The sequence below is a fragment of the Burkholderia sp. LS-044 genome (genome assembly GCF_004803625.1).
Classification (GTDB): domain Bacteria; phylum Pseudomonadota; class Gammaproteobacteria; order Burkholderiales; family Burkholderiaceae; genus Burkholderia; species Burkholderia cepacia.
Map to the genome: position 1 here is coordinate 518,397 of NZ_SSWO01000003.1, position 24,804 is coordinate 543,200.

The window sequence follows — 24,804 nt, forward strand, 5'->3', positions numbered from 1 at the left end:
ATGAACACCACCGTCGACATCGGCAACGACAGGATCGATCGCGAGCCGCGACTGCGGGCACAGCAAACGGCGCCCTATCCACCGGGAGCCACGTCGGGCGACTTCCTGCGCACACCGCCTGTCACCCCGATGGGCGACAAGGACCGCATGCTGTTCGACTCGGTGCACCACATCGACTACGACGACGACCTGCAATTTCAGCTACGCGGCCACAGCCTCAACCCTCTAGTGGATGCCGCGCAGCCGCTGCTGGGGCTGGTCATTCGCCTGCGCCGCCTTGACCGCTGCGACGACATCCCGAGGCTCTACGCCAACGTGCGCGACCAGATCACCGCGCTGTCCGAGGAGGTGCGCCAGCTCGGCTACGACGGCGCTACCCAGTTGGCCTACCGCTACGCGCTGTGCGCGTTCATCGACGAAGCTGTCATGGCCACTCCTTGGGGCCACAGCTCGCTCTGGCGCGAACGCTCGCTGCTCAGCTACCACCACAACGAAACCTGGGGCGGCGAAAAATTCTTCACCGTGCTCGCGCGCATGCAGATGGAGCCGGAGAAGTACCATCACGTCCTGGAATTCAAATACCTCTGCCTTTGCCTGGGTTTCCAGGGCAAATACGGTCAGCAGCACAACCAGCAGGACACGCTCAACGCCATCATCGTCAAGCTCCATCGCATCCTGCGGCCGCTGCGTGGCGATGCTCCCGAGCGCCTCACCGACGCGCCGACCGTCGCTACGCATCGCTACCGGCTCAAGCGCCAGATGCCCCTCTGGACACCCTGGGCCATCGCATTGGTCGTACTGGTTGGCGCCTACCTGTTCTTCTCGATCAGGCTAGGTGCCACCACCGACCAGGTCCTGCAATCGCTGGATCACATCCTCAAACCGTAACCCAGGCCACGGGAGCGACCATGCCCACGCAATCCGTCCTGCGCTTTACCTTCACCGCTGGTGACGAGTCGTTCGAAGTGGTGGAGTGCACCCTGCACGAAGGCTTGTCCGAGACCTTCCTGTTGCAGGTGGAGCTCGCCAGCGCTAATCCCGCCATCGACTTTGGCGAGGTGCGCAAAGCGCCTGAGCGGAGGCCCATCGGTTTCGAAGCGGCCGATCAACTATTTTCTGGAGTGCGCTCGCATGACCAACTCCAGCCTCGAAATGGCGATCAACGGAGTCAATGACCTACCTAACGTGGTTATCTACACCCGGTGGCATCAGCCCGCTCCGTTGACGGCGCTATTTTCTCCACTGCTAGTCGTGTCGATGTTCGTGCTCTTCCCATTGCCCACCGCCGGACCTCTTCTTGCCATCGCGGCGCTGACAGTCGTCTGCATCGTCACCCCGTTGATCTTGGCCCACGTGGTGTACCCGCCTGCCAAAGACGTGGTGCACATCACACCCGATGCCTTGGTCTTCAAGCGCTATGGAACCGTTACCTTTGACAGTATCACCGCAGATACCTTGGATGGACTGATCCGACTCACGCGTCGGAAGCAGCCAACGCTCGTGTTGCTCAGTAACCGCAAGACACCCGGCTACAAGGCATTCCAGGCGGCGCTTGAACCCGCCATGGCGACGTGGCGGTCGCACCACCCAACGGTACCGATCAAGCAGAGCCATTTCCACGGCACGAGGCTGGCCAAGGTGCTCGGCGCACTGACCGTGATCAGTTGCGTGGGCCTCGCCATCACCGTTGTGACTATGAAGCTCGCCCTGGCCTTGTTACCTGCCTTGGCGATCGACATCTTCGGTGGTCTTCGCTTGCTCGCTAGTAAGCGCCAGGATATTCAAAAGTAGTACAAACCATAAGGAGCTTGATATGCGACCTATCGTACTCGTCGGTCACCGACACAGCTGTCCCATCCACGGCGACGGAACCGTTGTCAGCGGCGCCGAGTCCGCTGCCATTAACGGCCGAGCAATCGCGCGCGTCGGCGATCGCATCAGTTGCGGTGCGGAGATTCAAACCGGCTCGCCCGGCACGGAGATCGAAGGCCGGCCGGCGGCGCGTCAGGGCGACACCACCAGCCATGGTGGCACCTTGGTCGAGGGCGAGACTGGGTGGCTAGTGGAGTGAAAGCAAGCGGTCGCGACGTGGGGGTGCCGTCTGTGATTTCTGTCGGAGATGGATTACCGCTGCGATAGCGTAGGCAACGAGTATGGATGAACGACGACAATCAGTGATCGACAGGTAAGGGGGCATCTCGAACCTCAGGTCCGCAGGACGCCAGCGGCTTATCGATCGAGGGTCGAAACCCGGGATCTCGCATCTGTAAGGACGGCGTCATTCTCGTGTTCGGCTCGGCAACGAACAGCAAAGCGTCCAACCGGTCCCCTCCGAGCTCCTCGTCTGCACGCTGATGCCTGATGTACGGAGCGCACACCGGCAGAACGGTGTTGCGTTCTTTCGCCGCGAGGCTGTCGCCGGCCGCGTTGAGCGTTATCCCGGTATTCGCGATCGACGTGGGTTGCTGCGCCAGCGACGAAACAAGTGTCGGCTCGACTCTGGCGGCTCAGGCCCCCCGACAATCAGCGCAGGCCGTCCTGCACCTGACCATTCCCGATCCGCCTGCACGAACACGTCGAGTGCCCCTTCCAGACATCGCCGATGGTAAGCGGAAGACCCTTTGTCACGTAGTGAAAGGGTCGCATCAAGCTCGATCTTGCGCACGGCCGGCCGCCGCATGGCGTATCCGAGTTGAAAGCCTGCGCCGTCTCCAGCCGCTCCTTTTAGGCTGCTGACCCATAAATCGCTGTAAACTCACGCTTTTGCTGCCACGCCCCCACATTCCAGATGTCCCAATCCCCCAAAGTAGGGTTCGTTTCGCTTGGTTGCCCGAAAGCCCTCGTCGATTCCGAACAGATCATCACGCAACTGCGTGCCGAAGGTTATGAAATCTCCGGCACCTACGACGGCGCCGACCTCGTCGTCGTGAACACCTGCGGCTTCATCGACGAAGCCGTGCAGGAAAGCCTCGACGCGATCGGCGAAGCGCTGACCGAGAACGGCAAGGTGATCGTCACCGGCTGTCTCGGCGCGAAGTCGAGCGCCAGCGGCTCGAACCTGATCGAGGAAGTCCATCCGAAGGTGCTCGCCGTCACCGGCCCGCACGCGGTGGGCGAAGTGATGCAGGCCGTGCATTCGCACCTGCCGAAGCCGCACGACCCGTTCACCGACCTCGTGCCGGCGGCCGGCATCAAGCTCACGCCGCGCCACTACGCGTACCTGAAGATCTCCGAAGGCTGCAACCACCGCTGCACGTTCTGCATCATCCCGTCGATGCGCGGCGACCTCGTGTCGCGCCCGGTCGCCGAAGTGATGCTGGAAGCCGAGAACCTCTTCAAGTCGGGCGTGAAGGAGCTGCTCGTGATCTCGCAGGACACGAGCGCGTACGGCGTCGACGTGAAATACCGCACGGGCTTCTGGAACGGCAAGCCGATCAAGACGCGCATGACCGACCTGGTCGCCGCGCTCGGCGAACTCGCGGCACAGTACGGCGCATGGGTGCGCCTGCACTACGTGTACCCGTACCCGAGCGTCGACGAAGTGATTCCGCTGATGGCCGAAGGTCCGTTCAAGGGCCACGTGCTGCCGTATCTCGACGTGCCGTTCCAGCACGCGCATCCGGAAGTGCTGAAGCGCATGAAGCGTCCGGCGAACGCCGAGAAGGTGCTCGAGCGCGTGCAGAAGTGGCGCGAGATCTGCCCGGATCTGACGATCCGCAGCACGTTCATCGCGGGCTTCCCCGGCGAGACGGAAGAGCAGTTCGAAACGCTGCTCGACTTCATCCGCAAGGCGGAACTCGATCGCGTCGGCTGCTTCGCGTATTCGCCGGTCGAAGGCGCGACGGCAAACGAACTCGACGGTGCGCTGCCGGATGAGGTTCGCGAGGAGCGTCGCGCACGCTTCATGGAAGTCGCCGAGGAAGTGTCGGCGAACCGCATTCAGCGCAAGGTCGGCAAGACCCTCAAGGTGCTGATCGACGAAGTCAGCGAGGAAGGCGGGATCGGCCGCACGGCGGCCGATGCGCCGGAGATCGACGGCGTCGTCTATGTCGAGCCGGCGGCGAAGGCCTCGAAGCGCTACAAGGTCGGCGATTTCGTGTCCGTGAAGATCACGGGCGCCGACGGCCACGATCTGTGGGGCGAGGTGTAAGCGGTGGCCGCCGTATTCCCGGAGATCCTCGCGCTCGGCGAAGCGATGATCGAATTCAACCAGTCGCAGCCGGGCCGGCCTGAATTCCTGCAGGGCTTCGGCGGCGACACGTCGAACTTCTGCATCGCGGCGGCGCGCCAGGGCGCGTCGACGGGCTTCGTGTCGGCGATCGGCGACGATCCGTTCGGCCGGCTGCTGGCCGACATGTGGCGCGCGGAATGCGTCGACACGACGTACGTGCGGATCGATCGCACGGCGCCGACCGGCGTGTATTTCGTCACGCACGGCGCCGACGGCCACCAGTTCGACTATCTGCGCGCGGGCTCGGCGGCGAGCCGCTATGCGGCGGGCGACCTGCCGCTCGACGCACTGGCCGCCGCGAAGGCCGTGCACCTGTCTGGCATCAGCCTCGCGATCAGCACAGCCGCGTGCGACGCCGCGTTCGCGGCGATCGACCACGCGCGCCGCAACGGTGCGAAGGTCAGCTTCGACACGAACCTGCGCCTGAAGCTGTGGCCGCTGCCGCGCGCCCGCGCGGTGATGCGCGAGGCGCTGCGCCAGACGGATATCTGCCTGCCCAGCTGGGACGACGTGACGGCAATCACGGGCGCGAACGATCGCGACGCGATCGTCGACGCGATGCTCGAACACGGGCCGCAGGTCGTTGCGCTGAAGCTCGGCAAGGAAGGTGCCTACGTGGCGACGCCGAACGAGCGGCGCGTCGTGCCGGGCTTCGCGGTCGAAGCCGTCGACGCGACGGGCGCGGGCGACTGCTTCGGCGGTGCCTTCGTCGCACGGATCGTCGCGGGCGACGATCCGTTCGCGGCGGCGCGTTATGCGAACGCCGCGGCGGCATTGTCGACGACGGGCTACGGCGCGGTCGCGCCGATTCCGCAGCGCGAGGCGGTGGAGCGCCTGATGCAAGGCTGATGCGCAATACGCGCGCCGGCCGCGGCTTCGTATGACGGCCAGCGCATCGCCGCAATTTACGAGCGAATCTGAAGCAAGGAGCAACACAAGGTGGGTCGATATTCGCAATGGCAACGGGCGCTCGTCGTCGCGGGCGCGCTGGCGGCGGGCATGGCGATGCCGGGCGTGGTCGCGGCGCAGGCTGTCGCGCCGGGCGTGCAGCAGGACGAACCGGCACCGGCGCGGCCGCTGAAGCCGAATCCGGAGTTTGCCCGCCTGCCGCGCTACGAAGGCACGCTCGGCGACCGCCCGATCGTCGTGCATCTCGGCCCGAAGACGGACGAGGAAGGCGTGCACGGCGAATACCAGTTCGCCGATACGGGTGAGGTCGTACTGCTCGCGGGCGATCGCGACGGCGACACGCTTGAAATCGAGGAATCGAACGACGGCACGAACATCACGGGCGTGTGGATCGGCCGCTTCGACGCGACGGGCACCCTGAAGGCCGACCGGATGAACTCGGACGAGTCGGATCCGCAACCCGTCGTGCTGCGTCTCGCGCCGGGCAAGCGCGCGGCGCTGCAGGTGCGCGACGGCCGCGTGCAGGAAATCGAGACGGTGGGCGGCGTCGTCAACCTGCGCACCGACAACTGAACCCGCGCTGGCTCGGCGCGCGCGGCGCGCATTGTACCGGGCCAATCGTGCCGATTTTGGCTAATCTGGCGACTTATTCCGCAACCGAACGGCCTCGTGCCCGGCTTCCTGTCATGACTGCATCCACTCCCAAGCGCGCGCTGCAAACCCGCATCGTTCAACCCGACGACGTGATCCCGGAAGGCTTCCGTTCGTTCGTGCCGCCGGTCGCGCGCGCGTCGACGGTCGTGTTCCCCGATCTCGCGACGATGCGTGCGCTCGTCTGGCACAACGACAACCAGTGGCGCTACGGGCTGCATTCGACGCCGACGTCGCTCGCGCTCGCGCAGCGGCTTGCCGAGATCGAGGGCGGCACGCATGCGCTGCTGCAGCCGTCGGGCCTCGCGGCGATCATGAACGTCTATTTCGGGATCGTGAAAGCCGGCGACGACGTGCTGATTCCGCACAACGTGTACGGGCCGAACGCCGATTTCGGCAACTGGCTCGCGAAGGATTTCGGCATCACCGCGCGCTACTACGATCCGCTCGTCGGTGCCGGCATCGCCGACCTGATCCAGCCGAACACGCGGCTGATCTGGATCGAGGCGCCCGGCTCGGTGACGATGGAAGTGCCCGACGTGCAGGCGATCACGGCGGCCGCGAAGGCGCGCGGCATCGTCACCGCGATCGACAATACCTTTTCGGCCGGGCTCGCGTTCAAGCCGTTCGAGCACGGCGTCGACATCTCGGTGCAGGCGCTGACCAAGTACCAGTCGGGCGGCAGCGACGTGCTGATGGGCGCGACGATCACCGCGAGCGCCGACCTGCAGGCGAAGCTGAAGCTCGCGCGGATGCGCTGCGGGATCGGCGTGTCGGTCGACGATTGCTCGCTCGTGCTGCGCAGCCTGCCGAGCATGCAGGTGCGCTTCGACGCGCACGGCAAGAGCGCGCTCGCGCTGGCGCAATGGCTGAAGGCGCGGCCGGAGATTGCGTCGGTATTGCATCCGCAGATGGCCGATTGCCCGGGGTATGCGTCGTTCATGCGCGATTTCACCGGCGCGGGCGGGCTGTTCTCGGTGGTGTTCGACGAACGCTACAGCGCGGAGCAGGTCGACCGCTTCGTCGAGTCCCTCGAACTGTTCGCGATCGGCTGGAGCTGGGGCGGTGCATGCAGCCTTGCGATGCCTTACGACGTCGCGTCGATGCGGCCGGACTGGCCGCATCGCGGCACGCTGGTGCGTTTCTATGTCGGCCTGGAAGACGAAGCCGACCTGCGCGCGGACATCGAACGCGCGATGCAGGCCGCACTCGGCTGATCGCCGGCCGGTCAGGTTCCCCGGCACGACAAAACGCCGGCGCGATGCAACATCGCGCCGGCGTTTTTCATTTGACGTGCGGCAGGATCAGAACAGCCGCAGCAGCCCGTCGAGGCCGACGTGATCGAACGCGACCGTCGCCGCGTCGCGCACGACGGGTTTCGCGTGGTACGCGACCGACAGCCCGGCTTCGGCCATCATCTTCAGGTCGTTCGACCCGTCGCCCATCGCGATCGCGCGGCTCGGCTCGAGGCCGAGCGACGCGCACGTCTCGCGCAGCAGGCGCGCCTTCACGTCGGCGTTGACGATCTCGCCGAGCACCTTGCCGGTCAGCTTGCCGTCGACGATCTCGAGCGTGTTCGCATGCGCGTAGTCGAGGCCGAGGCGCGCCTTCAGCCGCTCGGTGAAGAACGTGAAGCCGCCCGATACGAGCAGCGTCTTCATGCCGGCGGCCTTCACGCCGGCGAGCATCGTCTCGGCGCCCGGCGTCAATTGCAGCCGTTCCTCGTACACGCGTTCGAGCGCGTGCGCGTCGAGCCCGGCCAGCAGCGCGACGCGGCGCGTGAGGCTTTCGTTGAAGTCGCGGATCTCGCCGCGCATCGACGCTTCGGTGATCTCGGCGACCTGCGTTTTCAACCCGCAGAAATCGGCGATCTCGTCGATGCATTCGATCGTGATCAGCGTCGAATCCATGTCCATCACGGCGAGCCCGAAATCGGCGAGCGTGCGGCCGGCCTCGACGAACGCGAAGTCGAGCGCGTGCGTGCCGCAGTACGCGTCGATGTCGATGCGCTGTGCCGGGCTCGCGTCTTCGATGCGCAGCGCATGATCGTCGGTCTGCACGATGCGGGTGCCGCGCGACAGCGCGAGCAGCGGTTTGTGATGGGCGTCCGACAGCGGCGCAAGGCTCTGGATGACGAGGTTGTGGGTCATGACGGGATGGTTGGGAGACGGATGAAAAGCGTGCGCGGCCAATGGGCGGCCGTCTGCGTGCGCGGCCCCGTTCGACTGCGGGCCATTGCGTCGCGAACGCGCCATTGTAGCCGGTTGGCCGGGCCGGGCGGTCGCGGCAGGGACGAATCCCGAATCCCGAGGCCCGACTCGAACCGGTACGCCCGCGGCGCGAGCCGAATGAAGGCGCCTATCGCCCGTCCGCGCGATCCCAGTAGGGTGGATCGCCGAAATGCTCGGCCAGGAACGCGATGAACGCGAGCGTCTTCAGCGGCACGTGTGTGCGGCTCGGGTAGACGGCCCAGATCGCGACGTCGTCGGCGAACGGATAGTCGTCGAGTATCGTGACGAGCGTGCCGCTCGCGAGCAGCGGGCCGACGTCCCAGGTCGACTTGATCGCGATCCCGAAGCCGTCGACGAGCGCTTCGCGGATGGCTTCGCCATTGCTCGCGACGAGCCGGCCGCCGACCCGCACGGTCAGCGGGCCTTGCGGCGTGGCGAACGACCAGTCGCGCTGGTCGCCGAGGATCACGCATTCGTGCTGCGTCAGGTCGGCCGGATGGCGCGGCGTGCCGTGCCCGGCGAGATACGCGGGCGAGCAGCACAGCACGCGGCGGTTGGCGGCAAGCTTGCGCGCGACGAGCGTCGAATCCTTCAGCGCGCCGAGGCGGATCGCGACGTCGTAGCCGTCGTCGACCAGATCGACGATCTCGTCCGACAGCCGCAGGTCGAGCGACACGGACGGATAGCGGCGCAGGAATGCGGGAATCACCGGCGCGACATGCTGCCGGCCGAACGACGACGACATCGACACCTTCAGCCGCCCGTACGGCTCGGTGCGGCCGTGGCCGACCGACGCGCGCGCGGCGTCGGCCGCCGACAGCAGCGTGTCGGCGTGCGCCATGAATACCTCGCCGTCCTGCGTGAGGCTGATGCGGCGCGTGGTGCGGTGCAGCAACCGTGCGCCGAGCTGACGCTCGAGTTGCGCGATGCGCGCGCTCGCGACCGCGGCCGACACGCCGAATTCGCGCCCGGCCGCGGTGACGTTCGCGAGCAGGGCCGCGCGAACGAACAGCGCGACGTCGAGCAGGTCGAGCGGCTTGTCGGGGGCCGGAATCGGATCGGAGGCCATTATTCTGAATTTCCTGAAAATGTTTCAGGAAATATAGCGGTTTTCTCGAATGATCGGGTTGCCTACGATGACGTCCATGGGGCTGCGCCGCGGCCCCCAGGTTTCCAGAAGGAGTTTCGTGATGAAGGCCGTTGGACTGACCCGTTATCTGCCGATCGACGATCCGCAAGCCTTGCTCGACGTGGAGCTGCCGCAGCCCGTGCCGGGCCCGCGCGACCTGCTCGTGAAGGTCGGGGCGATTTCCGTGAACCCGGTGGACACCAAGGTGCGGGCGCCGAAGCCGCAGGTCGAGGACACGCCGCGCGTGCTCGGCTGGGATGCGGCCGGCACGGTGGTCGCGGTCGGTGCCGACGTCACGTTGTTCCGGCCCGGCGACGAAGTGTTCTATGCGGGCAGCATCACGCGGCCCGGCGCGAACAGCGAATTCCATACGGTCGACGAGCGGATCGCCGCGCTGAAGCCGCGTACGCTCGATTTCGCCGCGGCGGCCGCGCTGCCGCTCACCGCACTGACCGCGTGGGAGGCGCTGTTCGACCGGCTGCGCGTGTCGCCGCAGGGGGCGGACGCCGGCAAATCGGTGCTGATCATCGGCGGCGCGGGTGGCGTGGGCTCGATCGCGATCCAGCTCGCGAAGGCGCTCGGCAAGCTGCACGTGATCGCGACCGCGTCGCGGCCGGCGTCGGCCGAATGGGTGCGTGCGCTGGGTGCCGATGCGGTGGTCGACCATTTCGGCGACTTGCCTGCGCAGTTGCGCGAGGCCGGGCATCCGAGCGTCGACTACGTGCTGATTTTCAACGATACGGATCGTCATTTCCCCGCCGCTGCGGAGGTAATCCGGCCGCAGGGCGGCATTTGCACGATCGTCGAGAACGACAAGCCGGTGCCGGTCGAACTGCTGAAGGCGAAAAGTGCGGCGTTTCACTGGGAGTTCATGTTCACGCGTGCGATGTTCGAGACGCCGGACATGATCGAGCAGCACCGGATCCTCGGCGAAGTCGCGCGGCTCGTCGACGGCGGCACGCTGCGCACCACGCTCGGCGAACAGCTCGGCACGATCAATGCCGCGAACGTGCGGCGTGCGCACCAGCTGCTCGAGGCCGGGCGCGCGATCGGCAAGCTCGTGCTGAGCGGCTTCTGAGCCGGCATCGCGCGTAAGGTTGCGGCGCCGCGAACGCAAGCGGGGTAACACCCGATGCGTTTGCGGCGCACGGCATGCCGCTTGGCGGTAGACTGGCAGCGCATCATGCATCGAAAACCGCGCGGCACGCGCGTGCCGCCGCATACCAAGGAGGTCAGCATGAGCCAACGCAGCTTGTCAGTCGCCGCATCGTGGTCGGTCGTGTTCGCGGCGGCGTGCGTCAGCGCGAGCGTATTCGCGGCGCCGCCGGTCAAGGGCAGCCTGAAGGGCGGCGGCACCGGACGGCTCGAATACACCGTCAAGGTCGACTCGAAGACCTTCGGCAACACGCAGGAGACCCGCAAGATCCGCTCGGGCGAGACGGACGACTTCAACTGGAAGTCGGTGCCGCCGAGCGGTGCGGTCGCGATGCCGGACGGTTGCCCGAACGCCGACAGCCTGCCGCGCGACGCGAACGGCGCGATGGTCCGCCAGACCCAGGTGCGGCTCGCGCCGTCGATCGACGCGAAGGGCGTCGCCAACGTGCAGATGAGCTTCCAGGCGGCCGCGCCGAAGGGCACGCGCAACGTGACGGTCGGCGGCAAGTCGCTGCAATGCCCGGACGTCGCGTCGGTGAGCCAGGTGAAGTGGGTGTCGATCCCGACCAACGGCGGTTCGAAGTCCGTCACGATGAGCGACGGCACGAAGGTGACGGTGTCGATCAAGCGCTGAACGGCGCGCGCGGGCCGCTTCCGGAACCGGTGCGCGCGCAACGGATTCGGCGCGCGGGCCGGCCCGGCGGCGTGTGAGCGTTTCGTGTCGCCGTCACGGTGCTTTCCCGCGACCTGCTCGCGGTACCGTGCTGCTGCAACGGTATGGCAGCAGCACGGCGTGCGGCGGCGTCGCGTGTCGACCAGCGTGACGTCATGCGAATGTCACGCTATGCTCGCCCGCATCATCCACTTCCCGTAACGACATCCCGATGAAATGCCGAATCCGCGCATTGCTGTGCGCCATTGCGTTCGCCGCCATGCACGCGCACGCGGCCGACGATTGCGGCTTCGTGAAAAAGGTCGGGCTGCCGTCCCGGCAGCAGGTGGCCGTCGTGTCGAGCGGCGCGCTCGAACCGTGCTCGACCGGCAGCTACGCGGTGCGGGTGTATTCGACCGCGCATGCCGCCGCCGGCTTCGATACCGACGACTACGTGACGGGCGCGCTGCATGCGCGTGACGGTACGGTCACCGATGCGTTCACGGCCGACCTCGGCGCGCGGGCGCCGCAGGCGCTCGTCGTGACGACACGCTCGGCCGGCAGCGGCGGCTATGTCGGCGCGCAAGCCTATGTGACGGCGCCGCGCGCGGTGCGGCTCGTTGCGTCGGTCGACGGGCTCGCAGCGGACGCGGACATCGTGGCCGCATTGCGGCAGGCGATCGGCAAGCGTCGCGGCGCGCGCTGACCGGCGAACCGCGCGAACGCATCGCGCGGCGACTTCCGCGTGTCAGTGCGTGCGTTCCTCGAGCCGCGATGCGAGAAAGCGGTGATCGGCCGAGAACAGCCGGCGATAGGTCATCAGCACCGCGCCGACGGTGCCGAGCGCGGAAGCCGCGGCGATCAGGAACATGATCACGATCTGGTAGCGCACGGCCTGCAGCGGCGACTGGCCGGCCAGCACCTGGCCCGTCATCATTCCCGGCAGGCTCACGACGCCGACGACGGCCATCTGGTTCAGCGTCGGCAGCATGCCTGCGCGCACGGCCTGGCGCGCGGCGTCCTGCGCGGCTTCCCAGCGCGTCGCGCCGAGCGCGAGTGCGGTTTCGACGCGGTCGCGGCGCGCCGTGAGCTCCTCCATCATCCGCTCGACGCCGAGCGACACGCCCGTGAGCGTATTGCCGAGAATCATCCCGAGGATCGGAATCGCGTATTGCGGTGCGTACCACGGATGGATGCGGATCACGACGAACAGGCCGACCGCCGCGACGAACCAGCTGCTGAACCAGATCGACGCGATGCTGTCGATGCGCTGGCCGCGGTAGGTGCGCTTGCCGCGCCCCGCGCCGGCGAACCCTGCGATCAAGGTCATCAGCGCGGTGAGCGGCAGCACGATGTACCAGTGAGGATGACCGAATACCCAGCCGAGCACATAGCCGATCGCGAGCAATTGCACGACGGTGCGCACGGCCGCGAGCGCGAGCTTGCGGCCGAGGCCGAGCGACAGTGCCATCGAGATCGCGCCGTTGACCGCGACGAGCGCGGCGGCGATGCCGACGTCGACGAGGCTCAGGTCCTGCAGTGCGGGGCTCATTGGGTTGCCTCCGTCGGGTTGGCAACGTGTATCACGCCGGCCTGCATCACGAGCCGCATCGTGCCGATCCGTGCGGCCTGGGCCGGATCGTGAGAAATCCACATGTACGCGCGGGCGTCGGGCGCCGCGTCGAACCATGCGCCGACGAGCGACTCGATCGCGCGCGCCGATTCGGGGTCGAGCGCGGAGGTCGGCTCGTCGAGCAGCAGCACGTCGGGATCGAGCTGCAGCACGCGCAGCAGCGCGGCGATCTGGGCTTCGCCGCCCGACAGGTCGCTCGCGCGCTTGTCGAGAAAGTCGGGGCCGCGGCCGGCCTGCGCGGCGAGCGCTTCGGCGCGCGCGCGATCGAACGCGACGTCGCGATAGATCGCGAGCGAATACGGATAGCGCAACTGCGATTCGACGGTGCCGTCCATTTGCGCGGGGCGCTGGCGTACATAGGCGACGCTGCGTCGGTAACGCGGGATCGCGCTGCGCCGGATCCGTTTGCCGCGCCACAGGATGTGGCCGCCGTCGAGCGGATCGAGTAGCGCGAGCGCGCGCAGCAGCACGCTCTTGCCCGACCCGGACGGTCCCGTGACAGCAATTCGCGATCCCGCTGCGAGGCTTAAATCGGTCGGGGCGAGCAGGGTCTTGCCGCTGCTGGCGTCGCGCCGCGTGATGTGCTGCGCATCGATGAGGCCGGTGGGGGCTGTCATGTCACAAATGAAAAAAAGCGTTAATGGCGCCGAAACGTCACCATGGCGTGCGTCATAATACCGACTGAAAAGCCGCGGGTGTCGCGCGCCGTTCGTCCACGCAAGCGGCCCGGCATGGTGCGGCGACATTTCAGAACAACAACGGAACCGCCATGACGCTTACCCGAGCCATCGGCAAATCGGCTGCATGGATCGTCGGTATCGTCGCGGTGCTCATCGCGGCGGCCGGCGTCTTTCTCTTTACATTCGACTGGAACCGCGCGAAGCCGTGGGTCAATGAACAGGTGAGTGCCGCACTCGGCCGCCCGTTCGCGATCAACGGCGATCTCAAGGTCGGCTGGCGCCGCCCAGACGGCGAAACCGGCTGGCGTGCCTGGGTGCCCTGGCCGAGCTTTTCGGCCACGCAACTCGAGATCGGCAACCCCGACTGGGCGAAGACGCCCAAGTTCGTCACGCTCGACGCCGCGCACTTCGACCTCGCGATCCTGCCGCTGCTCGCGCATGAAATCGTCATTCCGTCGATCGACGTGGTGAATCCGGCCGTCGACCTCGAGCGCCTCGCCGACGGCCGCAACACGTGGACCTTCCAGTTCAAGCAATCGTCGCAGCCGTCGCCGTGGAAAGTGCGGCTCGACAGCTTCGGCTTCGCGAAGGGCACCGTCACGTATCGCGACGCGATCACGAAGGCCGACCTGACCGTCGCGATCGATACGCTCGGGCAGCCGATTCCCCTCGGCGATGTGCTGAAGGAGCAGGAGCAGACGTCGCGCGCGGCATCCGCGCAGCGTGTCGGCAAGCGCGGCGCCGCGCAACTGAGCGCGAAGGCCAACGCGGAAGCCGCATCGGGCGCGTCCGCCGCGCAGGCCGCGAGTGCGGTGTCGGGGGTGGGGGCTTCGGCTGCATCTGCGGCGGTATCGGCTTCGTCGTCGTCCGCTTCATCGGCGTCGGTCGCCGCTTCCGCTTCTCCTGCAAGCGGCGCCGCGGCGCCCGCGAAGCCGTCCGGCCCGACCTATGCGTTCGGGCTGAAGGTCGACGGCCGCTACAAGAACGTGCCGATCAGCGGTACCGGCAAGCTCGGCGGCGTGCTGGCGATCCAGGATGCGTCGCGGCCGTTCCCGCTGCAGGCCGACGTGAAGGCCGGCGACACGCGGCTCGCGATCGTCGGCACGCTGACCGATCCGATGCATCTCGCGGCGATCGACCTGCGGCTGTGGCTGCAGGGCACGTCGATGTCGCACCTTTACCAGCTCACCGGCATCACGCTGCCCGACACGCCGCCTTACGCGACGGAAGGGCGGCTGATCGGCAACTTCAAGCGGCGCGCGAGCACGTTCCGCTACGAGAACTTCAACGGCCGCGTCGGCGGCAGCGATCTCGGCGGCACGCTGGTGTATGAGCAGCGCGAGCCGCGGCCGAAGCTGTCGGGCGAGCTCGTGTCGAACCTGCTGCAGTTCTCGGACCTCGCGCCGGTGATCGGCGCGGATACGGCCGCAAGCAAGGCCAGGCGCGGCGACACGACACGCCAGCCGCCGGGCCGCGTGCTGCCGGTCGAGACGTTCCGTACCGATCGTTGGCGCGAGATCGACGCGGACGTCAAGTTCACAGGCCGCAAGCTGATCAAGAGTTCGAACCTGCCGATCACGAACCTGTACACGCACATCGTGATGCAGGACGGCGTGCTGTCGCTCGAACCGCTGCAGTTCGGCGTCGCGGGCGGCACGCTCGCGACGACCGCGCACCTCGACGGCAGCGGCGCGCCGCTGAAGGGCCGCTTCACGGTGGCCGCGCGGCACCTGAAGCTCAAGCAGCTGTTCCCCACGCAGAAGGTGATGCAGTCGGCGCTCGGCGAGATCAACGGCGACGCGTCGCTGTCGGCGACCGGCAACTCGCCGGCCGCGCTCGCGGCGACGTCGACCGGCGAAGTGAAGGCGCTCGTCACGGACGGCCGCATCAGCCGCCTGCTGATGGAGGCGGCAGGGCTGAACGTCGCGAACGTCGTGTACGAGAAGCTGTTCGGCAACAATGACGTGAAGATCAACTGCGCGGCAGTCGACTTCGTCGCGACCAACGGGATGCTCGACCCGAAGGTATTCGCGCTCGATACCGACGACGCGCTGATCAACGTCGACGGCCCGATCAGCCTGCGCGACGAAACGCTCGACCTGAAGATCCATCCGCATACGAAGGGTTTCCGGATCTTCTCGCTGCGCTCGCCGCTGTATGCGAAGGGCACGTTCAAGGATCCGAAGGTCGGCGTCGACGCGGGCGCGCTCGCGCTGCGCGCCGGCGCGATGGTCGGCCTCGGCCTGATCAACCCGTTCGCGGCCTTGATCCCGCTGATCGCGCCGAGCAACAACAAGGACGTGCCGTGCTCGGAGCTGTTCGGGCAGGTGAAGGCGACGGCGGCCCAGAAGGCCGCCGCGAAAGCCGGCAAGTGACGGACGTGCGTCGCGCGGTGAGCGCGACGCGCGTGCGGCCGATGCAACCGTTCCGTGCGCGGCGCAGGCTTGCAACGACCTGCCGCCTGGCCGTATCGATGTATCGCCCCGGCGAACCGTGTCGACCGTTCGTGGCGTGTCAGCTACCCGCGCGCGCCCACAGCAGCACGGCGTCGACTTCCCGGCCGTCGATTCGCACGGGGCCGACGGTGCCGAGCTGCAGGCGATCGCCGTCGAGCCTGAAGACCCGCTGCTGCACGTTGCCGATCCAGTTGGGGAACAGGCTGACGTCCATTTCGTGGGTCAGCGTGCCGTCGTCGTCGAGATGAAAGGGGCCTGAATAGGCAATGTAGCCGCGTGCGGCGGCCGTGCACTCGCTCTCGGTGCCGCGGTGCAGATCGCCGCTCGCGTACGGCGGGCGGCCGGCAGCCATCAGCTGGGCCGACATGTAACCGTCCCGCGTATAGAGAATCCAGCCGCGCGCGTCGCGGCCGAGCGGATAGGTGACGGCGCTGCCGTCGCGCGGGCGGATTTCGTAGGACACGAGGCGCCACGCGCCGACGAGTTGTTCGCGAAGCTGGCTGGCAAGCATGCGGGATTCCTGTCAGGCGGCGGCGGGGCGCGGGCCGTCGCGTTGGCGGGCCGCCGGGCGGCGGTCCAGGGGGCTGGAATGCGCTGCCGGAACGGCGTGGTCGGCAGTTTCTCCGACACCTGCTAAAATACACGGTTTTCCGTCGATTTATCCTTTAACGGGACCTGCCGTGCTTTCTACTGCCAACATCACGATGCAATTCGGGCCAAAGCCCCTGTTCGAGAACATCTCGGTCAAATTCGGCGAGGGCAACCGCTATGGTCTGATCGGCGCGAACGGCTGCGGCAAGTCGACGTTCATGAAGATCCTGGGCGGCGACCTCGAGCCGAGCGCCGGCAACGTCGCGCTGGAGCCGAACGTGCGCCTGGGCAAGTTGCGCCAGGACCAGTTCGCGTATGAGGACGTGCGCGTGCTCGATGTCGTGATGATGGGCCACACCGAGATGTGGGCCGCGATGACCGAGCGCGACGCGATCTACGCGAACCCGGAAGCCACCGACGACGACTACATGCACGCCGCCGAGCTCGAAGGCAAGTTCGCCGAATACGGCGGCTACGACGCCGAGGCGCGCGCGGGCGCGCTGCTGCTCGGCATCGGCATCGAGGAGAAGTTCCACAACGGCACGATGAGCGACGTCGCACCGGGCTGGAAGCTGCGCGTGCTGCTCGCGCAGGCGCTGTTCTCGAAGCCGGACGTGCTGCTGCTCGACGAACCGACCAACAACCTCGACATCAACTCGATCCGTTGGCTCGAGCACACGCTCAACGAGTACAACTCGACGATGATCATCATCTCGCACGATCGTCACTTCCTGAACTCGGTGTGCACGCACATGGCCGACATGGACTACGGCACGCTGAAAGTCTGGCCGGGCAACTACGACGACTACATGCTCGCATCGGCACAGGCGCGCGAGCGCCAGGCCGCGGCGAACGCGCGCGCGAAGGAGCGCGTGGCCGAGCTGCAGGACTTCGTGCGCCGCTTCTCGGCGAACAAGTCGAAGGCCCGTCAGGCAACAAGCCGCGCGAAGCAGATCGACAAGATCAAGATCGAGGAATTCAAGCCGTCGTCGCGTCAGAACCCGTTCATCCGCTTCGAGTTCGAGAAGAAGCTGCACAACGTCGCGGTGGTCGCGGAAGACATCACGAAGAAGTACGAGCGCACGATCTTCCAGAACTTCAACCTGTCGGTGCAGCCGGGCGAGCGGATCGCGATCATCGGCGAGAACGGCGCGGGCAAGACGACACTGCTGCGTTCGCTGCTCGGCGCGCTCCCGCTCGAGCACGGCACGGTGAAGTGGTCCGAGAACGCGAATGTCGGCTACATGCCGCAGGACACGTACGAGGAGTTCCCGAACGACATCACGCTGATGGACTGGATCGACCAGTACCGCAAGGACGGCGACGACGAAACGATGGTGCGCGGCACGCTGGGCCGCCTGCTGTTCTCGTCGGACGACATCAAGAAGTCGGTGAAGGTGCTGTCGGGCGGCGAGAAGGGCCGCATGATCTGGGGCAAGCTGATGCTCGGCCGCCACAACGTGCTGCTGATGGACGAGCCGACCAACCACATGGACATGGAATCGATCGAGTCGCTGCAGATCGCGCTCGAGCAGTTCGAAGGCACGCTGATCTTCGTGTCGCACGACCGCGAATTCGTGAGCGGGCTGGCGAACCGGATCATCGAAGTGCGCACGGACGGCACGCTGTTCGACTTCGGCGGGAATTACGAGGAGTTCCTGACGAGCCAGGGGCAGGAATAAGTGTCCTGAGGCTTCCTCCGGCCAAGTGCCGCGGCTGGACAGGCAAGCAGTACCTCCAGCCGTCCCCGCGGAGCGAACCGCCGGAAGTAAATCGGGCCCGCATCGACAGCGTTGTCGATGCGGGCTTTTTCATTTCCGCTTGCCGCGCGGCCCGGCAGCGTTTCTCATTCCGGTTTCCTCCCGCGAATCGACTTCGGGTAAATTACCCACCGAACGCCAATCATCATTCCCCATTTCGACCCGGAGCCGCTCCCGATGCCGGACCATCCTCTCCCGCTCGACCTGTCCGGCCTTGCGCAAAGCCTGTACGCGCAGGGCACCGAGGAAGGCATCCTGTCGCGCCTGATGGAGCGGATCGCGCCGGTCAACCGGTTCTGTGTCGATATCGGCGCCAGCGACGGCCTGCGCAACAGCAACACCGCCCGGTTGCTGCGCGAACAGGACTGGGCCGGTGTGCTGGTGGAAGGCAGCGCGTACCGGTTCGGCAAGCTGGCCGCGCACTACGCGGGTGCAGAGCGCATCCGCCTGCATCACGACCGCGTCCAGCCCGACACGGTCGATCATCTGCTCGCCGACGCGAACACGCCGACCGACTTCGACCTGCTGTCGATCGATATCGACGGCAACGACTACTGGGTCTGGCGCGGCCTGCGGGCGTTCAAGCCGCGCATCGTCGTGATCGAATACAACCCGTACTACACGCCGCCCGAGCGTTGGGTCATGTGCTTCAACCCGGATCACGAATGGGACGGCTCGACCTATTACGGCGCGAGCCTCGAATCGCTCGTGCACCTCGGCAGGCAGAAGGGTTATGAACTCGTCTGCTGCGACGACATGGGCAACAACGCATTCTTCGTGCGGCAGGACCTGTATCCGCTGCTCGGCATCGCGAACAACGATCCTTCGGTGCTGTTCCGGCCCGCGATGTACAAGCTGCGCTATGTCGGACACAACACGTTCCTGACCGGTCATCCGTATCGGCACGGGCCGGCCGAGCACATCTGAATGGGCCCGCTCGCCGCGACCTTCGACGAGATCCTGAAAGCCTGCGCGCTCGGCCGTAGCGGGCCGCCGCGCCAGGTCAGCGAACGCGTGTGGCACCTGCCGACGGATGACGGCGGCGTAGCGGTCAAGCTCTACGCGGCCGGGCATCAGGCGCGTGCGGCCAGGGAAGCCGCGGTGCTCGCGCACTTCGAGACGCACGGCGATTCACGTTTCCATGTGCAGGCGCTGAAACGCACGGCAGCCGGCGCACCGCTGTGGACGGGGGCGAACGCCCACGCGATGCTCACGCGCTGGGAAACCGGGCAGTTCAGAACCTACGACACGTTTTCGCCGGCCGAATGGGAGGCGCTGGGCGCGAGCCTGGCCGCGTTGCATCTGAGTCTCGAACGGCTTCAGCTGCCATCGCTCGACACGATCCGTGCGCGGTTGATCGCGATCGACGCGGATGCGGTGCGCCGCAGTTTGCTCGATGCGCTGAATCACGCACGCTCGAACGAGAACGCCGCGAACTTGCGCCGCTACGTCGATCTCGCGCTGCGCATGCTCGACCGCTACTATCCGGGCAGCATCGACGCGTTTCCCGCCGACGATCCGCAGCACCCGATCCACAACGACTACAACCAGTTCAACTATCTGTTCACGGGCACGCTGCCGCCGCTGATCCTCGACTGGGAAGCGACGATCGGCGCGCCGCGCGAATACGAACTGGTGCGTTGCCTGAATCATTTGCCGCTGGAAGCGCCGCAACTGGCGGAAGCGTTCGTGCGCGCATACCTGCGGGTGCGGCCGGTGGATCCTGCACGCATTGCCTGGGCGGTCGATGCCGCATGCCTGCAGCACGCGCTGAAGCTCTGGATTGTTCAAGGCTGGCTCGACGAGCCGTCGCGTTTCGCGTCGCATCTGAGCGGCGCGGTGACGATGGCATCCGCGATGGTGGATGCCCGCGACCGCCTGGTCGATTTCTTTTCCCGTTGCATCGAAGCAGGACGCTGAAGTGAATTCGAACCTGAACCGGATGCCGCATCCGACGTCGCCGCCGGGCGAGCGGCAGCACGTATTTCCGCCGCCGCTGGATCGAGACTACCGTGTCGAGGACGGGCGCGTCCTGACGCGCTCGCTGGAAGCGCATGTCGTCGACCACTGCAACCTGACGTGCGCGGAATGCTGCTCGCTGTCGCCGCTTCTGCCCGAGTGGTACGCGAGCCCGGCATCGCTCGAGGCCGATCTGCGCCGTGCGGCGAAGGTGCTGCGCCCGCGCGTGTTCAAGCTGGTCGGCGGCGAACCGCTGCTGCATCCGGCGCTCGTCGAGCTCGTCGGGCGCGTGCGCGCCACGGGTATCGCGCCCGTGATCTCCGTCACGACGAATGGCCTGAAGCTCGGCGAGATGACGGACGCGTTCTGGCTGGCGGTGGACGCGCTGACGATCTCGCGCTATCCGAAGCCGTCGCTTTCGGCCGACCTGGTCGCGCACATCGAGCACCAGGCCGCGCGCTTCGACGTGCGCCTGAACTGGAAGGTGCAGGACGTGTTTACGACGATGAACCGTGTACAGCCCGGCACCGACCGGGACGCCGCGCAGCGCCTCTATCACGATTGCTGGATTCGCGAGCGCTGCCATATGATTCGCGACGGCATGTTCTACACGTGCACGCGCCCGGCGCATTTCCACACGCTCTACAAGGGCGAGAAGGATTTTCGATCCGACGGCCTGCCGCTGCGCGAAGACGCGGGCATGCTCGACGCGATGCTCGCCTATCTGCAACGCGAGGCGCCGCTCGAAGCGTGCCTGCATTGCCAGGGCGGCAGCGCGCCGGTGGCGCCGCACCGCATCCTCAAACGCATTGAAGTGGACTCCTTGAAGGCTCGTTATCCATGATCGTCGGCACGCGCGACCTGTTCGGCTTCGACCGGCTTCACTACCATCCGCGCAGCGGCACGGCGGCGTCCGGCATCCGGGCCGTCCTGCGCGCGTCGGCGCAACCGGCCGGCGAGCCGGACGCGGCGGCCATCGCGGGCTATCTGAGCGGCGAGCGCCTGGTCGGCCGCACCGTGCTGCGCGACGTGCGCGCGGTGCCGCCCGGCCATGCGCTGATCCGTTCGCCGCAAGGGCTGGCCGTTCAGCCGGCACCCGGGCGGTCGCAGCACGCGGATCTGGAAACCGTGCTGCGCGCGTCGCTGCAACGTGCGCTCGACAGCGGCAAGCGCGTTGCGCTGGCGTTGAGCGGCGGGCTCGATTCGGCGTTGCTGCTCGCGCTGCTGCGCGAACTCGGCGCGCAGCGGCACGTGACGTCCTACATCCTCGTGACCGACATGCCGGACTATTGCGAACGCGATGCGGCACTCGAACTGGCCGGGCAGATGCAGGCGAACGTGAAGCTCGTGCGCGTGAACGAGGCGGATTTCGTCGCGGCGCTGCCGAGAACGACCCATGCGGTCGAGGAGCCGATGTTCAACCTGCATCCGGTCGCGAAGCTGTTGCTGGCCGAGGCGATGGCCGCGGACGGCGTCGAGGTGGCCATCACCGGCGACGGCGCGGACCAGGTGTTGCGCCGCGACCAGTCGGCCAACTATCTGCCGCTGTGCCACGCGTTGTTCGACGCGGCGTCGGTCGACCTGCATCCGCCGTTCGTCGACGATGCCGTCGTCGCGCATCTGACCAGCATCGCTCCCGATCCGGACAAGCAATGCCTGCGCGATCTCGGTGCGCGCCTGAACCTGCCGGACCGACTCGTGCATGGCCCCAAGCGCGGGCGGCTCGCCCCGGCGATGGATCTCGCGACGCTGCTCGATCGCGACCGCACGCGCGCGCTGGCCGACACGCTCGGTCTGGACGCGCCCACGCTGCAAACGGACAACGAACGCGTGCTGTGGACGACGCTGTCGCTGATCCTCGATCATTTCAACCGCCTCGACACCCCTCTCGATGCCGCGCATCGCCCAACCTGAGCCGCTCATGAAACGCATCCTGTTCTGCGTGGTGCCCGAGAAAGGGCACGTCAATCCCTGCATCGGCCCGGCCCAGCATCTGCGCGCCGCCGGTTGCGACGTCGCGTTCTATGCGCCGGCCGACATCAGCGCCCAGCTCGACGGCGCCGGCGGCTTCGCGTTCGTCGGGCCGCGCGAGACACCCGAGCGTCACGACCTGTCGCGCGGTGCGAGCTTCGCCGCGAACATCCGCGACGCGGACTGGCTGCGGCACTGGATCCGCACGCTGCTGATCGACCTGGCGCCCGCACAGGTGGACGGCATCCGCGCGGTGCTGCGCGACTGGCGGCCCGACGTGGTCGTGATCGATCCGCTGCTCTATGCGGCGGCGATCGCCGCCGAGCTGGAGGGGCTGCCGTGGGTGGCGATGTCGAATTCGCTGAATCCGGTGCTGCCGGACGATCTCGACTCCGAATTGCTGCGCACGGTGCGATGGCTGGCGCCGGAACGCACCCGGCTGTTCGCGCGCTACGGGCTCGATGCGCGCTTTCGCGGTTGCGACATCCTGTCGCCGCACCTGACGCTCGCGTTCACGACCGACGCGCTGGTCGGCGCGCCGCCGCCCGGTGTCGAACTGGTCGGCCCCGCGCTGCCGTCCGGCCCGCGTGGCGACGAGACGCCGTTCCCGTGGGAGCGCCTCGATGCCGATCGTCCGCTCGTCTACATGTCGCTCGGCAGCCAGCTTTATTACCATCCCGATGTGTTCGCGAAAGTCATCGAGGCGGCGCGCGCGACGCCGGCGCAACTGGTGTTGTCGGTGGGCGAGCTGGTCGATGCGGATCTGCTGCCGGCCGACGACGCGCGTGTCATCGCGGTGCGTTACGTGCCGCAACTGGCGCTGCTGCGACGCACGCACGCGTTCGTCAGCCATGGTGGCGCGAATTCGGTGATGGAGTCGCTCGCATGCGGCGTGCCGATGTTGCTGTCGCCGTTCTGCAACGACCAGTTTCATTCGGCGCACTTCGTCGAGCGGGCCGGCGCGGGGCGCGTGCTGGATCTGCAGCACGCCGGCGTGGCCGAGATCGCCGATGCGCTCGCGTGCCTGTTGCGCCCCGGTTCGTTGCGCGAGCAGGCGGCGCGGATTCGTGCGAGCTACGCGCGTGACGGCTCGGCGGAGGCCGCGCGCCTGATCAGCGAACTCGCTTCAGGAAACCGCCTGGCGACAGCGTCATGAGTACGCGGTCTTCGATGTCGTAGTCGACCTCGAACCGGTCGTCGCGGTCGAGATAGTCGCGCACGGCGGTGGCCGGGTTGTTGCCTTTGCCGTACGGCTTGCCGTCGAACATCGACGCGGGCAGGTATTCCATGACGGTATCCATCACGATCGCGTAGCTGCCCGGCGTCACGAGCGGCGCATAGCATTCGAGTTCGCGCAGCACGTGTGCGTGGGTATGCGTGAGGTCGAGGATCGCCATCACGCGCGCATCGTGCGGGATCTGCGCGCGTACCGATGCGAGCGTGTCGGCCGCGCACGATTCGCCTTCGATCAGCACCATGCGATCGGCGAGCCGATGCGACTGCAGGCGCTGCCTGACGTCGTCGCGCAGGCGCGGCTCGATCGCGACGACACGGCCGCGATCGCCGTTCAGCGCCAGCATCGACGCGGAGAACACGACGCCGCCGCCTGCCGCGATGCCGGTCTGCACGATGCAGTCGGGACGCTCGCGCCAGATCAGTTCCTGGAGCGCGAGCATGTCGCCGGGCAAGTGGAAGAAGCGCTCGCCGAGCCAGCGCGTCTGGAACAGGTGGTCGAATTCGGCGGCGCGCGTCAGCCATTCGATGTTGATGTCCCGCATGCGGGCCGAAGGACGCTCTGACATGGTCAATGCAACGAGTAGGAGTGACGTGAAAACGCTGGAACCGTGGCTTCACCGGTATTGGAACATCGGGCCTGCACGCATGCAGGCGCTGGCGTCGGGCCATACTAACAAAACGTATCTCGTCGAGTGCGATGCGGGACGCGCGGTGCTGCGCGTGTCGTGGTCCGGCAAGCCGGTCGGGCAGGTGGATCGCGAGGCGGCGATACTCGGTCATCTCGGTGATACGCGGACGGCGCCGATGCTGCCGGCGCTGCCGCGCCTGCGGCCGACCGTCGACGCGCAATCCGGCGTGCGACTGCCTGACGGAAGCTGGCTGCATCTGTTCGAGCATATCGACGGCAGCCCCGGCCTGCCGGACGAAGCGGAGGCGGGCGCGATCGATGCGATGCGTGCGCTCGCGCATCTGCATGCGGCGCTGGCGGCGATACCCGTGACCGAATCGGCGCCGCTGGCCTGGCTGTCGGCGCGGCACGCACGCGTTGCCGCGCGTGCCGCGCCGCCGTTGCCGGGGGACCTGAGCGACCGCTACGGGACGATGATCCGTCGGATCGGCGCGCATCTCGACGCTGCCGCACGCTGGCTGACGGGCACGGTGCACTGGCTGCACGGCGACTATCACGCGGGCAATCTGCTGTACCTAGGGGGCGCCGTGAACGGCGTGCTCGATTTCGACGACGTCGGGCAGGGCGCGCAGTGGCTCGAAGCGGCGTTTGCGCTGTTTGCGCTGTCGCGCGATGCGGGCCGGGACGATCGCTTCGTATTCGACGCGCGCCGCTGGGACGCCGGCCTGCGGGCCTATGCGGCGACGCGGCCCGATGCCGTGCCTGACTGGATGCACGACCGCCGCGCCGCGCTGATGGCCCTGTTCTGCGCGGACCAGACGCTGATTCACCTGGAAGCCGCGCAGCGCGGCCTGTGGGTGCCGGGGCCCGGCATCGGTTTTCTCGGCGGCTGGCGGCAGTTGCTGGATGGCGCTGCGCCCTGACGCCGGCCG

Annotated in this window: 25 protein-coding genes; 19 read left to right on the top strand and 6 right to left on the bottom strand. The window is 67.1% G+C overall.

Annotated features, from left to right (window positions below; genetic code table 11):
* From icmH to E9536_RS10865, 8 genes are all read left to right on the top strand, one after another.
* Positions 1-888: a type IVB secretion system protein IcmH/DotU gene (gene icmH, locus E9536_RS10830; protein ID WP_136469840.1), complete on the top strand. Its 888-nt coding sequence runs from the start codon at positions 1-3 to the stop codon at positions 886-888.
* A 20-nt stretch (positions 889-908) separates the two neighbouring features.
* Positions 909-1,175, top strand: coding sequence for a hypothetical protein (locus tag E9536_RS41805; protein WP_211097459.1), 267 nt, complete (start codon positions 909-911; stop codon positions 1,173-1,175).
* On the top strand, positions 1,132-1,791 hold the full coding sequence (locus E9536_RS10840) for a hypothetical protein (protein ID WP_136469841.1): 660 nt from the start codon (positions 1,132-1,134) through the stop codon (positions 1,789-1,791). Before E9536_RS41805 ends, E9536_RS10840 begins: the two co-directional genes overlap by 44 nt.
* Positions 1,745-2,071, top strand: a complete 327-nt coding sequence (locus E9536_RS10845) for a PAAR domain-containing protein (RefSeq protein ID WP_321108565.1) — start codon at positions 1,745-1,747, stop codon at positions 2,069-2,071. Before E9536_RS10840 ends, E9536_RS10845 begins: the two co-directional genes overlap by 47 nt.
* A gap of 717 nt (positions 2,072-2,788) precedes the next feature.
* Complete coding sequence (rimO, locus tag E9536_RS10850) at positions 2,789-4,150, top strand: 30S ribosomal protein S12 methylthiotransferase RimO (protein WP_136469842.1); 1,362 nt, start codon at positions 2,789-2,791, stop codon at positions 4,148-4,150.
* Positions 4,151-4,153: 3 nt separating this feature from the next.
* On the top strand, positions 4,154-5,080 hold the full coding sequence (locus E9536_RS10855; RefSeq protein ID WP_119337126.1) for a sugar kinase: 927 nt from the start codon (positions 4,154-4,156) through the stop codon (positions 5,078-5,080).
* Positions 5,081-5,170: 90 nt separating this feature from the next.
* Positions 5,171-5,713, top strand: coding sequence for a hypothetical protein (locus tag E9536_RS10860; RefSeq protein ID WP_059675871.1), 543 nt, complete (start codon positions 5,171-5,173; stop codon positions 5,711-5,713).
* A gap of 113 nt (positions 5,714-5,826) precedes the next feature.
* Complete coding sequence (locus tag E9536_RS10865) at positions 5,827-7,008, top strand: cystathionine beta-lyase (protein ID WP_136469843.1); 1,182 nt, start codon at positions 5,827-5,829, stop codon at positions 7,006-7,008.
* Between the two features lie 87 nt (positions 7,009-7,095).
* Here E9536_RS10865 and serB read toward each other — a convergent pair whose 3' ends face one another.
* Both serB and E9536_RS10875 read right to left on the bottom strand, forming a co-directional pair.
* Positions 7,096-7,941: a phosphoserine phosphatase SerB gene (serB, locus tag E9536_RS10870; RefSeq protein WP_027787272.1), complete on the bottom strand. Its 846-nt coding sequence runs from the start codon at positions 7,939-7,941 to the stop codon at positions 7,096-7,098.
* 208 nt (positions 7,942-8,149) lie between these two features.
* A complete protein-coding gene (locus tag E9536_RS10875) occupies positions 8,150-9,091 on the bottom strand; it encodes a LysR family transcriptional regulator (protein ID WP_060319226.1) in 942 nt (313 codons plus the stop codon).
* 121 nt (positions 9,092-9,212) lie between these two features.
* Here E9536_RS10875 and E9536_RS10880 point away from each other — a divergent pair, with 121 nt between their 5' ends.
* The 3 genes from E9536_RS10880 to E9536_RS10890 all read left to right on the top strand — a co-directional run bounded on the left by E9536_RS10880 (position 9,213) and on the right by E9536_RS10890 (position 11,664).
* On the top strand, positions 9,213-10,229 hold the full coding sequence (locus tag E9536_RS10880; protein ID WP_136469844.1) for a zinc-binding alcohol dehydrogenase family protein: 1,017 nt from the start codon (positions 9,213-9,215) through the stop codon (positions 10,227-10,229).
* 159 nt (positions 10,230-10,388) lie between these two features.
* Positions 10,389-10,940 (top strand): DUF6013 family protein, encoded by a 552-nt coding sequence (locus E9536_RS10885; RefSeq protein WP_136469845.1) that lies wholly within the window; start codon positions 10,389-10,391, stop codon positions 10,938-10,940.
* A 250-nt stretch (positions 10,941-11,190) separates the two neighbouring features.
* Complete coding sequence (locus tag E9536_RS10890; RefSeq protein ID WP_124532476.1) at positions 11,191-11,664, top strand: PliI family lysozyme inhibitor of I-type lysozyme; 474 nt, start codon at positions 11,191-11,193, stop codon at positions 11,662-11,664.
* Between the two features lie 42 nt (positions 11,665-11,706).
* On the opposite strand, the gene fetB is transcribed toward E9536_RS10890, so the two are convergent.
* Together fetB and E9536_RS10900 are read right to left on the bottom strand one after the other, a co-directional pair.
* A complete protein-coding gene (fetB, locus tag E9536_RS10895) occupies positions 11,707-12,510 on the bottom strand; it encodes an iron export ABC transporter permease subunit FetB (RefSeq protein WP_060084951.1) in 804 nt (267 codons plus the stop codon).
* Positions 12,507-13,208, bottom strand: coding sequence for an ATP-binding cassette domain-containing protein (locus E9536_RS10900; RefSeq protein ID WP_027787278.1), 702 nt, complete (start codon positions 13,206-13,208; stop codon positions 12,507-12,509). Before E9536_RS10900 ends, fetB begins: the two co-directional genes overlap by 4 nt.
* Before the next feature lie 152 nt (positions 13,209-13,360).
* Here E9536_RS10900 and E9536_RS10905 point away from each other — a divergent pair, with 152 nt between their 5' ends.
* On the top strand, positions 13,361-15,646 hold the full coding sequence (locus tag E9536_RS10905; RefSeq protein WP_136469846.1) for an AsmA family protein: 2,286 nt from the start codon (positions 13,361-13,363) through the stop codon (positions 15,644-15,646).
* A 139-nt stretch (positions 15,647-15,785) separates the two neighbouring features.
* On the opposite strand, the gene E9536_RS10910 is transcribed toward E9536_RS10905, so the two are convergent.
* Positions 15,786-16,238 (bottom strand): lipocalin-like domain-containing protein, encoded by a 453-nt coding sequence (locus E9536_RS10910; protein ID WP_027787280.1) that lies wholly within the window; start codon positions 16,236-16,238, stop codon positions 15,786-15,788.
* 169 nt (positions 16,239-16,407) lie between these two features.
* Here E9536_RS10910 and E9536_RS10915 point away from each other — a divergent pair, with 169 nt between their 5' ends.
* The 6 genes from E9536_RS10915 (at position 16,408) to E9536_RS10940 (ending at position 23,164) form a co-directional block, all read left to right on the top strand.
* Positions 16,408-18,000, top strand: a complete 1,593-nt coding sequence (locus E9536_RS10915) for an ABC-F family ATPase (RefSeq protein WP_027787281.1) — start codon at positions 16,408-16,410, stop codon at positions 17,998-18,000.
* A 255-nt stretch (positions 18,001-18,255) separates the two neighbouring features.
* Positions 18,256-19,005: an FkbM family methyltransferase gene (locus E9536_RS10920; protein WP_027787282.1), complete on the top strand. Its 750-nt coding sequence runs from the start codon at positions 18,256-18,258 to the stop codon at positions 19,003-19,005.
* Entirely contained in the window at positions 19,006-19,998 is a 993-nt protein-coding gene (locus E9536_RS10925) for a phosphotransferase (RefSeq protein ID WP_136469847.1), read from the top strand.
* Between the two features lies 1 nt (position 19,999).
* Positions 20,000-20,881, top strand: a complete 882-nt coding sequence (locus E9536_RS10930; RefSeq protein WP_136469848.1) for a 4Fe-4S cluster-binding domain-containing protein — start codon at positions 20,000-20,002, stop codon at positions 20,879-20,881.
* Entirely contained in the window at positions 20,878-21,951 is a 1,074-nt protein-coding gene (locus E9536_RS10935; RefSeq protein WP_136469849.1) for an asparagine synthase-related protein, read from the top strand. The genes E9536_RS10930 and E9536_RS10935 overlap by 4 nt, the downstream gene beginning before the upstream one ends.
* A gap of 7 nt (positions 21,952-21,958) precedes the next feature.
* Positions 21,959-23,164, top strand: a complete 1,206-nt coding sequence (locus tag E9536_RS10940) for a glycosyltransferase (protein WP_060372803.1) — start codon at positions 21,959-21,961, stop codon at positions 23,162-23,164.
* Here E9536_RS10940 and E9536_RS10945 read toward each other — a convergent pair.
* Positions 23,121-23,810 carry a CmcI family methyltransferase gene (locus E9536_RS10945; RefSeq protein WP_027787287.1) on the bottom strand — a complete coding sequence of 230 codons (690 nt, stop codon included), beginning with the start codon at positions 23,808-23,810 and terminating at the stop codon, positions 23,121-23,123. The two genes, E9536_RS10940 and E9536_RS10945, sit on opposite strands and share 44 nt — an antisense overlap.
* Here E9536_RS10945 and E9536_RS10950 point away from each other — a divergent pair.
* Positions 23,809-24,795 carry a phosphotransferase gene (locus E9536_RS10950; protein WP_211097460.1) on the top strand — a complete coding sequence of 329 codons (987 nt, stop codon included), beginning with the start codon at positions 23,809-23,811 and terminating at the stop codon, positions 24,793-24,795. The two genes, E9536_RS10945 and E9536_RS10950, sit on opposite strands and share 2 nt — an antisense overlap.
* Positions 24,796-24,804: the final 9 nt, after the last annotated feature.